The 14,693-nt window shown below is 39.6% G+C and carries 15 protein-coding genes; 3 read left to right on the top strand and 12 right to left on the bottom strand.

Annotated features, from left to right (window positions below; translation table 11 throughout):
• Window positions 1-11 precede the first annotated feature (11 nt).
• Together scpB and AC0VXV_RS06395 are read right to left on the bottom strand one after the other, a co-directional pair.
• Window positions 12-602, bottom strand: coding sequence for an SMC-Scp complex subunit ScpB (gene scpB, locus AC0VXV_RS06400; RefSeq protein ID WP_475530804.1), 591 nt, complete (start codon window positions 600-602; stop codon window positions 12-14).
• A complete protein-coding gene (locus AC0VXV_RS06395; protein WP_251688975.1) occupies window positions 568-1,350 on the bottom strand; it encodes a segregation/condensation protein A in 783 nt (260 codons plus the stop codon). Before AC0VXV_RS06395 ends, scpB begins: the two co-directional genes overlap by 35 nt.
• 151 nt (window positions 1,351-1,501) lie before the next feature.
• Between AC0VXV_RS06395 and AC0VXV_RS06390 the strand changes: the two genes are divergently transcribed.
• Window positions 1,502-2,002 (top strand): DUF309 domain-containing protein, encoded by a 501-nt coding sequence (locus tag AC0VXV_RS06390; RefSeq protein WP_475530803.1) that lies wholly within the window; start codon window positions 1,502-1,504, stop codon window positions 2,000-2,002.
• A 1-nt stretch (window position 2,003) separates the two neighbouring features.
• Here AC0VXV_RS06390 and AC0VXV_RS06385 read toward each other — a convergent pair whose 3' ends face one another.
• The 10 genes from AC0VXV_RS06385 to xerD form a co-directional block, all read right to left on the bottom strand.
• Window positions 2,004-2,363 (bottom strand): GNAT family N-acetyltransferase, encoded by a 360-nt coding sequence (locus AC0VXV_RS06385; protein WP_475530802.1) that lies wholly within the window; start codon window positions 2,361-2,363, stop codon window positions 2,004-2,006.
• Between the two features lie 194 nt (window positions 2,364-2,557).
• Complete coding sequence (gene lysA, locus AC0VXV_RS06380) at window positions 2,558-3,877, bottom strand: diaminopimelate decarboxylase (RefSeq protein WP_475530801.1); 1,320 nt, start codon at window positions 3,875-3,877, stop codon at window positions 2,558-2,560.
• A gap of 102 nt (window positions 3,878-3,979) precedes the next feature.
• Entirely contained in the window at window positions 3,980-5,425 is a 1,446-nt protein-coding gene (locus tag AC0VXV_RS06375) for a spore germination protein (protein ID WP_475530800.1), read from the bottom strand.
• Window positions 5,426-5,486: 61 nt separating this feature from the next.
• Complete coding sequence (locus tag AC0VXV_RS06370) at window positions 5,487-6,254, bottom strand: SigF/SigG family RNA polymerase sporulation sigma factor (RefSeq protein ID WP_008408085.1); 768 nt, start codon at window positions 6,252-6,254, stop codon at window positions 5,487-5,489.
• Between the two features lie 12 nt (window positions 6,255-6,266).
• On the bottom strand, window positions 6,267-6,707 hold the full coding sequence (spoIIAB, locus tag AC0VXV_RS06365) for an anti-sigma F factor (protein ID WP_079525739.1): 441 nt from the start codon (window positions 6,705-6,707) through the stop codon (window positions 6,267-6,269).
• Window positions 6,692-7,054, bottom strand: a complete 363-nt coding sequence (gene spoIIAA, locus AC0VXV_RS06360) for an anti-sigma F factor antagonist (protein WP_008408083.1) — start codon at window positions 7,052-7,054, stop codon at window positions 6,692-6,694. The genes spoIIAB and spoIIAA overlap by 16 nt, the downstream gene beginning before the upstream one ends.
• A gap of 230 nt (window positions 7,055-7,284) precedes the next feature.
• Window positions 7,285-9,057, bottom strand: a complete 1,773-nt coding sequence (locus AC0VXV_RS06355) for a SulP family inorganic anion transporter (RefSeq protein ID WP_475530799.1) — start codon at window positions 9,055-9,057, stop codon at window positions 7,285-7,287.
• 152 nt (window positions 9,058-9,209) lie between these two features.
• Complete coding sequence (locus AC0VXV_RS06350) at window positions 9,210-10,514, bottom strand: pyrimidine-nucleoside phosphorylase (protein ID WP_475530798.1); 1,305 nt, start codon at window positions 10,512-10,514, stop codon at window positions 9,210-9,212.
• 14 nt (window positions 10,515-10,528) lie between these two features.
• Window positions 10,529-11,707 carry a phosphopentomutase gene (gene deoB, locus AC0VXV_RS06345; protein ID WP_475530797.1) on the bottom strand — a complete coding sequence of 393 codons (1,179 nt, stop codon included), beginning with the start codon at window positions 11,705-11,707 and terminating at the stop codon, window positions 10,529-10,531.
• A 141-nt stretch (window positions 11,708-11,848) separates the two neighbouring features.
• Complete coding sequence (xerD, locus tag AC0VXV_RS06340; protein WP_475530796.1) at window positions 11,849-12,751, bottom strand: site-specific tyrosine recombinase XerD; 903 nt, start codon at window positions 12,749-12,751, stop codon at window positions 11,849-11,851.
• A gap of 232 nt (window positions 12,752-12,983) precedes the next feature.
• Between xerD and AC0VXV_RS06335 the strand changes: the two genes are divergently transcribed.
• Both AC0VXV_RS06335 and AC0VXV_RS06330 read left to right on the top strand, forming a co-directional pair.
• The gene (locus AC0VXV_RS06335) at window positions 12,984-13,337 is read left to right on the top strand and encodes a MerR family transcriptional regulator (RefSeq protein WP_254865310.1); all 354 of its coding nucleotides are present in this window, start codon (window positions 12,984-12,986) and stop codon (window positions 13,335-13,337) included.
• 36 nt (window positions 13,338-13,373) lie between these two features.
• Window positions 13,374-14,690: a hemolysin family protein gene (locus tag AC0VXV_RS06330; protein ID WP_475530795.1), complete on the top strand. Its 1,317-nt coding sequence runs from the start codon at window positions 13,374-13,376 to the stop codon at window positions 14,688-14,690.
• The last annotated feature ends 3 nt before the right edge of the window (window positions 14,691-14,693 follow it).

Raw genomic sequence — 14,693 nt, 5'->3', positions numbered from 1 at the left:
AGGCCACTCCTTTAATTTTGGTTAAATGTTTCCTGGAACTTCGTTAAAAATAAGTCAGTCGGCTGATCATCTTCTTGATCGACTTCTTCCGGTAAAGGTGGCAATTCTTTAATATTTTTTAAGCCAAAATAATTTAGGAACTCTTTTGTCGTTCCATATAAGATTGCCCGTCCTGTTCCTTCCGCCCTGCCAACTTCCTGTACAAGCGCCCTTGAAACGAGTGTCGCAATCGGGCGTTCGCTTTTCACCCCTCGCAGATCTTCCACTTCCGCGCGCGTGATCGGCTGCTTATACGCTATAATTGCCAGAACCTCTAATGAAGCTGCGGTTAATACTTGGTTTGTCGGGTTTTCAATTAATTTTTTCAATGTGTCGGTCACTTCCAGTTTTGTTGTTAACTGATATGTACCGGCAAGCTGTTTTAATGTAATTCCCCGCATTTCCTCCTCATTGTAATGAGACAGGAGTTCGCTTAATCCCGCTTCAATATCCATTGGTTCTACTTCTATATATTGTGCAAGTTGTTTAACGGTCATACCTTCATCACCAGCTACGAATAATAGTGCCTCAATTCGGCTCAGTAAGTTGTTCGAATTCATCATTGATCTCCTCTTTTGTCAATAATACAGATAAATCATCGAAGTTATTTTGCTGTTCGACAAAAATCACTTGGCGCTTCATTAATTCCAGTAATGTTAAAAACGTCAATACAAGCATTGGCTTATCCTCTGCTTCAAACAATTGCGAGAACATAACTCTGCCGCCTGCATTTTTTAGAATGTTTACAACGGAACGCATTTGTTCCTTCACTGAAATTTCCTGTCTTGCGATGCGCGTTGACAATGGTTTTTTTAATTGTTTACGACGCATTAGTTTTTGAAACGCACTTAACATATCGTAAACATTTACATTTTGATCAAATAGCGCTAATTGTTCTTCCGGCATAAATTCTGACAAGTCTGCCGGAGCTTTCGTGAAAACTTGCCCACGTTCTGTTTCCAATTCCTGAAGTTGGACAGCTGCTTCTTTATACTTTTTATATTCGATTAAACGTGCAACAAGCTCTTCCCGTGGATCAACCTCATCTATTTCGAGCTCCTCTGCATCGATTTCGTTTTCATTAATCGGAATGAGCATACGGCTTTTAATCGCCAATAATGTTGCTGCCATTACTAAATATTCGCTTGCTTCATTCAATTCCAATGTTTGCATCGCATGGATGTGATCAATATACTGTTCCGTTAATTCCGCCATTGGAATATCATATATATCAATTTCCAAACGATGAATTAAATGCAATAATAAATCTAGTGGCCCGCTAAAGGCGTCTAGTTTCACTTCGTAAGACATAAAATACCACCTATCGTTATTCGGAAATTATCATTAGCATCTAATTCACGCTATGATTAATTTTACGTTTTGCTAGTTAGTTTATTCGTCAAAATTCAACAAAAAAATATAGCAGAACCTATCTAATTAGTATAGAGGAAAGGGGACAACAATGCATCCTTTGTTTCATCCACTATTTATCGATTATTGCGCTTATTTTAATGGCAATAAGGACTATTTTGAATGCCATGAAGTTTTAGAAGAATATTGGAAGGAAATCGCACCAAGAGTAAAGCTTCATCCGTTAGTAGGCTATGTCCAGCTTGCGACAGGTATGTACCACTTTCGCCGGGCAAATGGTACTGGTGCTGCACGCATAATGGAGAAAGCCATTGTTAACTTTGAGCTAAATTACAATTGTGAGTTTTTCGAGTATATCGATGTAAGACAACTGCTTCTCCTGATGAAAAATCAGCTACGAAAAATGCAGGAAAATGAACCATTCGCACACTTTGAACTGCCTATTACAAATCGAGAGTTGCAAGAATTGGTACACGAAAGAATAAAGTCGATTCCTCTAATGGATTCACACTTTATTTTCAATAAACATATGCTTCGGGACCGGTCAGAAATACTGGAAGCTAGAGAATTTAAAAAAAGAAGTCGACAGTAAATTAGTCGACTTCTTTTAATATAGGTATACATTTTTGGACAAATGCACTTGTATCTTCATTCGCTTGAATATGTTCATATCCCATATTCCGCAGTTCATGTAACATTTCTAATGCGACACCTTCACCGCGATACGACGGGATGACTGTAATATGTTGAACGACTGCAGCATCATTTTCTTCTACAATCCCTATAGTCCCTACATATTCTTCGCCATTTTTCCATAAGAAGAGTGTCCATTTTTCATTTTGTTCATATTGTTGAATGGTTTCCATTAAGCGTTTAATGTCTTTTTCTTGTGGCATTAACGAAATTAATCCCATTGCAATTTTTTCAAGTGCTTTTTTATATCGAACTAACATTTTACATTCCCTCAATTCTACCATTGCACATCCTATCAAAAGATCGACCGAAATGCAATAACACAATTTTCCAACGTTCAGTTTGAAAATTTGTAAATTAGCGGACTAATAATGTAAATGAACAAGAGCGACCAAATCACAATTCCTATTAATAGACCGAAACCCCATTTAGCTTGCTTGGATAATTTCAACGGCTATTCACCCTTTGTAAATGTTAACGGCAAATCATTTGTCACTAAATCTTCATAGCTTTCACGCTTAATCGCTAATTGGTGCTCTCCGTTTTCAACGAATACAACTGCCGGTCTTGGAACACGGTTATAGTTTGATGCCATTGAATAACCGTATGCCCCTGTACAGAACATCGCTAAAATATCACCGGTATGTGCATTTTGTAATGACGCATCAATAATTAACTTATCACCTGACTCACATAGCTTACCTGCAACAGTGTATGTACTTGTTTTTGGATCATTTGCTTTATTGGCAATAATCGCTTCATATTTTGCATCGTAAAGTGCTGGACGGATATTATCGCTCATCCCGCCATCAACAGCAATATATTCACGCACATTTGGTACTGTTTTCTGAGAACCGATTGTGTACAGTGATGTACCTGCATCTCCAACTAAAGAACGGCCTGGCTCAATCCAAATTTCCGGCATTGCTAAATTAAGTTTTTTACTTACATCCTGCACTGTTCGAATCATATCCGCAACATATTCATGAGGTTCTAATGGCTTGTCCTCTTCTGTATAACGGATTCCGAAGCCACCGCCAAGATTCAGTACTTGTGCAACAAAACCGTGCTGTTCTTTCCATGCACCCATTTTTTGCATTACTTTGCCCGCTGCCAAACTAAAGCCTTCTGTTTCAAAAATTTGAGAGCCGATGTGGCAATGTAAACCTAATAGTTCGATATGTTCATCGTTTACTACTTGCTTAAACGCCTCATCAGCTTGTCCATTATTTAAGTCAAAGCCAAATTTAGAATCTGCTTGACCTGTTGTAATAAAATCATGTGTATGTGCTTCAACACCTGGTGTCACACGTAATAAAATTTTCATTTGCTGATTTTTCTGCTGTGCGATTTCTTTAATTAACGATATTTCGTAAAAGTTATCGACTACAATACAACCGATTCCCGTTCCAAACGCCAATTCAAGTTCGGCAACCGATTTATTATTGCCATGGAAATGAATGCGATCTGCCGGGAATCCAGCTTTAATCGCTGTATAAAGTTCTCCGCCTGATACAACATCCAGCGACAGATTTTCCTGCGCAGCTAACTGATATGCCGCAACACAGGCGAATGCTTTAGATGCATAAGCAACTTGCGCTTTTACACCTAATTGTTCAAATGTATCGATAAAGCCGCGTGAACGTTTACGAATTAACGCTGTATCATAAACGAATAACGGTGTCCCGTATTGTTTTGCCAATTCAATTGTATCTACCCCGCCAATTGTTAAATGACCGAGTTCATTAATTTGCTGTGTTCCATATAAATGCATCGTATTCTCCCCTGACTTAGCTAATCCTCGCTAATATTCTCAAAAATCACAAAATATCATATGAGAACTTTAACATAGGTGTCAAAGTGATGCAATTCATGTTTATACACGTTTTCGCTTTTTTGCGTTCACGATAAATGGCCTTGGTGCATCTTCCGACATTGGTGTTCGAATAACAACACGAGCGAATGCCTTCGGGAAAAATGGCACAAGCGGCCATAAATACGGCACATTCATCGGTTTTAATGAACATAAATAAGTGAAAATCAGGAACGCCCCAATAAAGAATCCGTTAATACCGAATAACGCTGTAGCGCTTAATAGAACCAAACGGAACACTTTCACCGAAATACTCAATTCGTAGTTCGGAATCGCAAATGTAAAAATTGCGGTAATCGCAGTATATAATACAATTTCACTTGAAAATAGTCCAACGTCGATCGCAATTTGTCCGATGATAATACCGGCGATTAATCCCATTGCGGTCGATAACGGTGTCGGTGTATGAATCGCTGCAATTCGCAAATATTCAATCCCGATATCCGCAATTAATATTTGCAGGAATATGGGAATTTCACCTTTTTCATTTATCCCGATAAATGCTAACTTATCGGGGAGTAACTCGGGATGTGTAACGAGTAAATACCAGTAAGGAAGTAAAAGAAAGCTTAAAATAACCGCTCCAAAACGAAGAAACCGCATCATCGTACCGACTAACGGCGCCTGGCGATATTCTTCCGCATGCTGCAGCAAATGGAACATGGTGACAGGGATAAGCATTACAGAAGGCGATGTATCGACCATAATCGCAATATGCCCCTCTAAAATGTGGGCAGCTACAATATCAGGCCGCTCCGTATAACGCACAAACGGCAAAGGGTGATATTTTTGCTTAAACAGCCATTCCTCCAACGATTTGTCGCTCATCGTTAACCCATCATGTTTAATTTGCTGAAGCCGTTCAATAATCCATTTCAAATGATTCTCATTTACTAGATCGTCCATATACGAAAGAACGATATCAGTTTGGCTATAGGTCGTTACATGATGCATATGGAATCGCAGCTTTTCACTCCGAATACGTCGACGGATCAATGCCGTATTCAATATAATATTTTCGGCAAAACCGTCTCTTGAACCACGAATAACTTTTTCATTGTCTGGTTCTTCCGGATTACGTCCCGGATAATTTCGGAATTCCGCCAAATAGCAGTAACCGCTTTTCGTAACAAACCCTACTCGCCCACTTAAAACTCCGAGCATAAAGTCATCAATCGACGACGCTAAATCTACCCCGAAGAAATTGAAGTGGGCGTGAAAATAGTCCTGTTCATCCAGTATTTCTTCATCATCATTGTCCCGCTGTAAATCAGACAATATTTCCGTCAAACTGTCTCCATTAATGAGACCGCTCACATATACCGTTAATGTCGGTAAATTTTTTATCGTGATTTCTTTAATACATAAATCAAAGTTCTTCTCTGGCTCAAATTTTGAATTGAAGAAGCCTTCTGCAATTTTCATTGATGTAAAAAGCTGATTTGTCATTTTTTCACCGCTTATTCATATTTAGTCTAATACACCATGGAGTAATTGCGGGTCACTTAACTTATCTGCTTAATGTAGACTGATCCATCCATGATTTCAACTGGGCTAGTATTTTCTTTTCCAATCGTGATACTTGTACTTGTGAGATACCGAGACGATCGGCAATTTCCGTCTGGGTTAAATCCAGATAATAGCGGAAATAAATGATCGATTGTTCCCGTTTCCCTAGTCTCTTCAACATGTCTTTTAATGGAACGTAGTCAAATGCAAGCTCAGACTTATCGTCCCGCATCTGATCCATTAATGTAATGGAATCTCCATCATTTTCAAAGAGCTGATCATGCAAACTTGCCGGATCACGCATCGCATCAGTTGCCAATAAAATATCTTCTTGTGAAACTTGCAATATTTCAGCCAATTGTGCAACAGATGGAGGTTTTTCATTCGTTTTTAAATAGTCATCAGTCGCATGGCGAATTTTGTAATTCAATTCCCGGATAGAACGACTTACCTTTACCATACCGTCATCTCTTAAAAAACGTTGAATCTCCCCAATAATCATCGGCACTGCATATGTGGAAAATTTCACTTCATAGGACAAGTCGAATTTATCAACCGATTTCATTAAGCCAATACAGCCAATTTGAAACAAATCTTCCAGTTCAACACCCCTTGATGCGAAGCGTTGAACGATAGACCAAACAAGTCTAGTATTTCCTTCAATCATCGTTTTTCTCGCAACTTGATCGCCTTGTTGTGATTTTGCGATTAGTTCACGCATATAAGCTTGCGTTAATAACGTTTCAGATGACTGCTCGATGTTCCCCATCCCCTTATTTCGTTATGTCACGAGTGTCCCTATTGGCAAAATTTGTTTTGTGAATGTTACGACTGTGCCTTTTCCTAGTACGGATTCTACTTGCAGGAAATCCGAAAAACTTTCCATAATTGTAAAGCCCATTCCGGAACGTTCAAGCTCCGGCTTCGTTGTAAATAATGGTTCACGTGCTTGTTCGATATCTTCAATTCCGCAACCTTCATCTTTAATTGTCACACTTACTTCCGAACCGTAACGAACCGCATAAACCGTAATAATGCCATGCGGATTATCGGCATAACCATGAATAATGGCATTCGATACAGCTTCTGATACGATTGTTTTACATTCCGATAGCTCTTCAATTGTCGGATCGAGTTGTGCCATAAAGCTTGTAACGGCAATACGTGCCAACCCTTCATTTTCACTGCGCGCCAAAAAAGTTAGCGTCATTTCGTTATCCATTGACAATCCCCCTCGCTGTGTGAAATAACTTGCTGTTCAGATGCAAATTGTATTAGATTTCCTAGACCGGAATACTGGAATATTTTCTGCATCGTTTTTGACGGATTTAACAAAATTGTTTGTCCATCGACAGCTCGGAGTTCTCGCATTCTGCCAAGCACTAATCCAATTCCGGAACTGTCCATAAAATGCAAATGCTCTAAATTCCAAACGAGTAATTTTACATTTCCTTGTAAAATAGCTTTCGATATATGTGTTCTCACTTTTTCTGTCTCATGATGATCCAGTTCGCCAAATAGTTGGACAATCAATACATCATTTGGATACATCGTTAAATTAAAGTTCACCTACATCGCCTCCTTCTTGCATGAAATTCGGCAAGTACAGGAATAATCCTATCTAGCTGACAAAACTAGTGTTCATTCGTTAAAACTAGTGCTCCTGCGACAACTAAAATCAGTATAGGTAACACGGTCTATTTTTAATCATCCTTAACATGAAAAAAGAGACTGAATAGAAAGTTTTACCTTTCCATTCAGTCTCTTTTTCTTTGTTCTTTTTCAGAAATTTATACATGTTATATTGTTGCTTCGGTCAATTTATTCTGGGCCTGCACTTCATGCTCCGATAGCGGGATGCCCTTTGATAGCAATTGGCATTCTTTAAACGCATAATGTGTGCATCCAACACATTTATTTACCTCGATATACCGGCATGCCGCTGATATTGCGTCACTTGTCGTATTATAAAAATGTTCCGCTTCCATTAAATCATGCAACCCGCTTCGCTTTAGCATTTGCTCTAATCCAGGCTGAACATTTGTTACGAAAACTTTACCACCATAAGAGTTTATATTTTGAAGGATATTACGGAAATATTCTTCCCCTGTCGAATCGATATACGGCACCTTTCGCATACGAAGGATAAACACTTTCGGACGTTCCTGTATTGTATTCAGCATTGTCTGTTCAAACTTTTCAGCAGCGCCAAAAAATAGAGGACCTTCTATTGTATAAATACTGATTTGCGGACAATCATGAAAATCCGATACGATCTGATGCTGCAACTTTCCGTTCTCCTTCTCCAAATTCGGCAGCACTTTGGAAACAGTAAGGCTATCGCTCATGCTTTTCGCAAATAGGATCACCGCTAAAATGAGTCCAGCCATTACAGCAACCGTTAAGCTCATAAATACTGTCAGTAAAAATGTTATACATAGAACAAGCGAATCTCCGGATTTCAATTTTAGAATGTGTGCGAAATGGTGACGTTCGCTCATATTCCATGCGACCATCATGAGTACAGGCGCTAAACTCGCAAGTGGAATATGTACCGCTAATGGCGCCAGTAATAATAGCGTAATTAAAACGAAGATACCATGGATTACCCCTGACATTGGCGAAACAGCACCGGATTTAATATTAGTAGCCGTTCGTGCAATTGCCCCGGTAGCAGGGATTCCTCCAAAAAACGGTGTCACAATATTGGCCACCCCTTGCCCGATCAGTTCCCGGTTACTGTTATGTTTGCTGTTCGTCATGCCGTCTGCAACAACCGCCGATAGCAGTGATTCAATCCCGCCGAGCATCGCAATGACAAACGCTGGACCGATGAGCATGTATATACGTTCAAATGTTATTTCCGGTATGTGGAACTGAGGAAGTGTATTCGGTATTGCACCATATGTGGAGCCAATTGTGGCAACATGCCCCTGTAAAAAAAGAACCGTCACAACGGACGATACAATAATGCCAATAAGCGCACCCGGCACTTTCGGTAAAACTTTTGGTGCCATAAGTATTAATGCGAAGCTTATAATTGCAACGAGTAAACTATAAAAATTAACTGTTTCAATATTGGAAGCAATTTCAAGAACATTCATATGAAATTTCTCATGCTGCTCCATATTTGTTAACCCTAGAAAATTTCCGACTTGTCCGGTAAAAATAATGACCGCAATTCCTGCTGTAAAGCCGACTGTAACGGGTCTCGGAATAAATTTGATCAGTGACCCCAGCCTGAAAATTCCCATCAGCAGCAGCATAACTCCCGCCATTAAACCTGCGATGAGCAAGTTTTCATACCCATAAACGAGCACAACTCCAAGCAAAATCGGAACGAAAGCACCTGTCGGACCGCCAATTTGGAATTTTGAACCTCCTAATAAGGAAATTAAAATACCTGCGATAATTGCTGTGTAAATTCCGTATTCCGGTTTGACTCCAGAGGCAATGGCAAAACTCATCGCCAACGGTACAGCAATAATCCCGACAATCGTCCCAGATAACAAATCCTTTTTGAAATGGGCGAATGAATAACCTTCAAACCTTCCCGACCACTTAACTTTCATAGTATCCCTTCTTCTTATAAATATTCATTAAACAGAATTTTTATTACTTTAAGCAGTAATATACTTCTTAGTTTAACATATTTGCAAAATATTTAAAGCACCAAAAAAGTCTTCCGCAACCCATTCCGAATTGTGAAAGACTTCTAATTTTATTATTGCGTAATAATTGCTTCGATTAATTTTGGGGATTTGACTTTTTCTGCAGAAATGTATACATGTGCATAAATCTTTTCTAATACTACGTCGACATTTTCTGTATTAGCATGGATTGTCATAAGCGATTCGCCTACTTCGACTTGATCGCCTACTTTTTTATGAAGGACAAGCCCTACCGCTAAGTCAATTTCAGATTCCTTCGTTGCACGACCTGCACCAAGAAGCATTGCAGCTGTTCCAATATCGTCCGCTTCAATTTTTGAGACATAGCCCGCCTGTTTTGCCGGTACATCAAATTTGAATTTAGCCTGAGGTAAACGAGATGGGTCATCAACGACTGAAGCATCTCCGCCTTGTGCAGCGATGAATTTTTTCAGTACTTCCAATGCTGCCCCGTTGGCTACAACTTCCTCCAGCATTTTTCGAGCTTCTTCGATTGTTTTTGCTTTGCCGCCAACAACCACCATTTGAGACCCTAATGTATAGCAAAGTTCATTTAAATCAGCCGGACCATTGCCTTTTAATGTATCGATCGCTTCCTGAACTTCAAGAGCATTTCCGATTGCATACCCTAAAGGCTGACTCATATCCGAAATAATTGCCATTGTTTTACGGCCAACGTTATTTCCGATTTTCACCATAGCTTCAGCAAGTTTAATTGAATCTTCAACCGTTTTCATAAAGGCGCCGTCACCTGTTTTAACATCAAGTACAATTGCGTCTGCACCTGCAGCAATTTTCTTCGACATGATTGAACCGGCAATTAGCGGAATGCTTGATACCGTTCCTGTAACATCACGTAGCGCATACAGCTTTTTATCCGCTGGTGTTAAGTTGCCTGATTGACCGATAACAGCCATGCCGATTTCATTTACTTGTTTTGAAAACTCTTCACTTGTTAATTCAACGTGGAAACCTTCAATCGCTTCAAGCTTGTCGATCGTACCGCCAGTGTGACCTAAACCACGGCCACTCATTTTTGCTACCGGAACACCGACAGCAGCTACCATTGCAGCTAATGGCAATGTCGTTGTATCGCCAACTCCGCCTGTTGAGTGTTTGTCTACTTTTACGCCTGCAATTGAAGAAAGGTCGATTTGATCACCTGACTCCACCATTGCCATTGTTAAATCCGCGCGCTCGCGATCTGTCATATCCTGAAAGTAAATTGCCATACATAACGCACTTGCCTGATAATCAGGGATCGTGCCATCTGTATATCCTTCTACAAAGAAACGAATTTCAGCTGTTGTCAATTCTTCGCCGTTACGTTTCTTTTCAATAATATCTACCATTCTCATGTGGAAAATCCCCCTTATTTCAGCTCTGATAAAAAGCTTTTTCCGAACTGCGGTGCTGCAATATTAAAATTATCTGCAATTGTTGCTGCAATATCCGCAAATGTCTCACGTAACTGCAGTTCTGTTCCTGCTGTAAAGCGCGGTGAGTAAACAATTAACGGTACATATTCACGTGTATGGTCTGTACCAGGGAATGTCGGGTCGTTTCCGTGGTCTGCCGTAATAATCAGCAGATCATCTGCTGATAACGCTTCCAGAACTTCCGGTAAACGACGGTCAAATTCTTCCAATGCTTGACCATAGCCGATCGGATCACGTCGGTGTCCAAAGTTCGCGTCAAAGTCCACTAAGTTCAGGAAGCTAATACCATGGAAATCACGGCGAACTACTTCCGCCATTTTGTCCATGCCATCCGTGTTGTCTTTCGTACGAATCGCTTCCGTTACCCCGTCACCATTAAAGATGTCCGAAATTTTACCGATCGCAATGACATCAAGATTCGAGTCCTTCATTTCAGCCATTGTCGTGCGTCCAAATGGCGTCAATGCATAGTCATGACGGTTTGATGTACGTGTAAAATTGCCTGGTTCTCCAACGAACGGACGGGCAATTACACGACCTACTAAAAATTCAGCATCCAATGTTAATTCACGTGCAATTTCACAAATTTTATAAAGTTCTTCTACTGGAATAACTTCTTCATGTGCTGCAATTTGCATTACCGGGTCTGCCGATGTATACACAATAATTGCACCTGTTTCCATATGTTCCGGACCGTAATCGTCAATGACAGCGGTTCCACTGTAAGGTAAATTACAAAGTACTTTGCGGCCAGTTGCTTCTTCCAACTTAGAAATCAGTTCCGCGGGAAAGCCTTCCGGATATACTTTAAACGGAGTATCGATGTTCAGACCCATGATCTCCCAGTGCCCTGTCATTGTATCTTTACCAACAGATGCTTCTTGCATCATGCCGTAAAATGCAGCAGGTTTTTCAGTTTTATTAATGCCCTTAAGTTCACGAATATTCGATAAACCCAATTTCTCCATATTCGGCATATTTAAGCCATTCATTTCTTCTGCGATATGTCCTAATGTATTTGAGCCAGCATCGCCAAATTTATCGGCATCCGGTGCTTCACCGATACCAACAGAATCCATTACAATTACATGTACTTTCTTAAACGGTTGCATAATGCTTTCAACTCCTCTTCTTCCATTCTATTTTACATAAAACGTCTAAACAAAGTAAAGGTCAGACATCCGATTTCAAAAGATTTATTTCTAATAGAAAAAAGTTAAGCTCCCCATTAGTCTTACGCGATTATGCCGTTTTTAAGCACGCGGATGGAATTGTTTATATACTTCCGATAAACGGGTTTTACTTACATGTGTATAAATTTGTGTCGTTGATATATCAGCATGGCCTAAAAGCTCCTGTACTGCACGCAAATCGGCACCATTTTCAATAAGATGTGTCGCAAAGGAGTGGCGCAGAACATGCGGTGTAATTTCTTTGGAAATGCCTGCTGCTGCCGCATGTTCCTTAATAATTTTCCAGCAGCCTTGTCTCGTGAATCTTTTCCCTCTCTGCGTAATGAAAAACGCATCAGTTTTAGATGCATCGCCTAAAAGCTGAGGTCTCGCCTGCTCCAAATAATTTACACATGCAGAAATCGCACTTCGCCCAAGCGGTATAATACGTTCTTTTCCGCCTTTACCAAATATACGAACGAATCCCATTGTCATATGGACATCCTCCAAGTTCAGTTCAATCAGTTCACTGATACGCATTCCGGAACCATACATCATTTCCAAAATGGCAATATCCCGAGTGCCCTGTGGTTTTTCGACGGACGGTGCTGTCAAAAGTGCATCAATTTCTTCTATAGATAATACTTTCGGTAAAGACAGTTCTTTTTTAGGCATTTCCAAATGAACGGTAGGATCTTGATTCGTCACTTTTTCCCTCAATAAAAACTGATGAAAAGAACGGATTGATGAAATTTGTCTCGATATCGTCTTCGATGATTTTCCCACAGACCGTAAGCTGTCCAAATAAAGCAAAATATGTTCACGCATAACTTTATCAAATTCCATGATCTGCTGTTCATGATGGATGTGACGGGCATATGCGACTAAATCACGCTTATAGGATTGTAATGTATTATCAGATAGCTGACGTTCGACTTTAATAAAATGTAGATAATCTTCTATTGAATCTTTTAAAGCTTGCATATTAATCGCCCCTCTTGCATTCTATACATTTATATTACCATTTTCGTACAATTGAAGTGACGTTTTATCCTTCATTCATTCATTTTTTCAATACAGCCGGCATTCCAGTATGATAGCATCCCATTTACAAAATGTACTATATAGGGTATTCTTGAAAGTAAAACGTGACAGATTGAGGTGATAATTTGGGATCGACAAACTAAAAATCGGAGAGCTTGCTGCAGCAACTGGCATGACAAAACGAACTATTGATTATTATACGAATTTGGGCCTTCTAAAAGTTGAACGTTCGGCATCCAATTATCGCTACTATGATAAAGAGATGATTGAACGTATACACTGGATTGAAGAGCAGAAGAAGCTAGGCAAGTGCCTCGAAGAAATTCACCGCTCACTTGGCCCTTCAAAAGAAGAACCCGAAGAAATCGATGTTCAGGATATTCGGCTGCAAATGCGCAAGCTTGAACATGATGTAACGGTATTAATGGAACATTTAGATGACAAAGAGCGGCAGAAACTCCGTAAAAAAGTTTCGCCTGAAAGTGTTGCACTCATGCAATCACTATTATTAATTTTAAATAACTAGGAGGTGAACGTTCTACTTCGTGAGTAGAACGCTCGTTTGACCACAATCATTAACTTAATTATTTTCGCGGTTTTAATCGCTTTTACGGCCTTCTTCGTTGCAACGGAATTTGCGATCGTAAAAGTACGTCAATCTCGTATAGACCAACTTGTAGCTGAGGGTAAAGCCGGTTCCATTTCAGCTAAAAATGTAACATCCCACCTTGATGAATATTTATCGGCATGTCAATTAGGTATTACGGTAACAGCGCTAGGAATCGGTATGGTCGGTGAATCCACATTTGAGTTTATACTTCACCCATTCTTTGAATCGATTGGAATTGGCACAGAATATATTCATTGGTTTACATTAGGTGGCGCATTCTTTTTAGCGACATTCTTCCACGTAGTAGTAGGTGAACTTGCACCTAAAACGATTGCCATCCAAAAAGCAGAAGCTATTACACTGGCATTCGCAAAGCCTATACAATTATTCTATAAACTTATGTTCCCGTTAATCTGGCTTTTAAATGGTTCAGCACGTTTATTATTAAAATTGTTCGGGATGCGACCAGCGAGCGAACATGAACTCTCTCATACGGAAGAGGAATTGCGTCTGCTTCTATCGGAGAGCTATAAATCAGGCGAGATCAATGTAAATGAATTAAAATATGTAAACAATGTATTTGAATTCGATGATAAAATCGCACGTGAAATTATGGTTCCCCGTACAGATATTGTCGGCTTTGATGTAACTGCAACGTTCGAAGAAGTTTTAACACAAGTTTCAGAGGAACGCTATACACGCTACCCGGTTTACGAAGGGGACCGCGACAATATATTAGGTTTTTTAAACATTAAAGACTTTTTAACACTCGGTATGAATAATCGGATTAATCCGGCGACATTTAAATTGGAAGACTATATTAATCCGGTCGTTCGCACAATTGAAACAACACCAATTCAAAGTTTGCTTCAGATTATGCAGAAAAAGCGTATTCACATTGCGATCTTACTTGATGAATATGGCGGAACGAGCGGTATGATTACCGTTGAAGATATTTTGGAAGAACTTGTCGGTGAAATTCGCGATGAGTTTGATGATGATGAAGTTTCAGATATTCGTAAAATCGGTGAAGACCATTATTTAGTCTATTCTAAAGTATTGCTTGAAGATGTTTCTAAACTGCTGTTTCTTGATATTGAAGACCCGAATGTTGATACAATCGGGGGCTGGTACTTCACAAACATGCCAGACCTGAATATTGAAGATACATTTATTTTCGAAAACTTTGCATTTAAAATCCATGAAATTGATGGCCATCAGCTGCAATTTTTAGAAATTAAAAAAATGCATGATCTCATAGAACAGTAGCCG

This window comes from Solibacillus sp. iso_87 (assembly GCF_056173085.1).
This window is presented reverse-complemented; position numbering and strand designations above follow the sequence as displayed.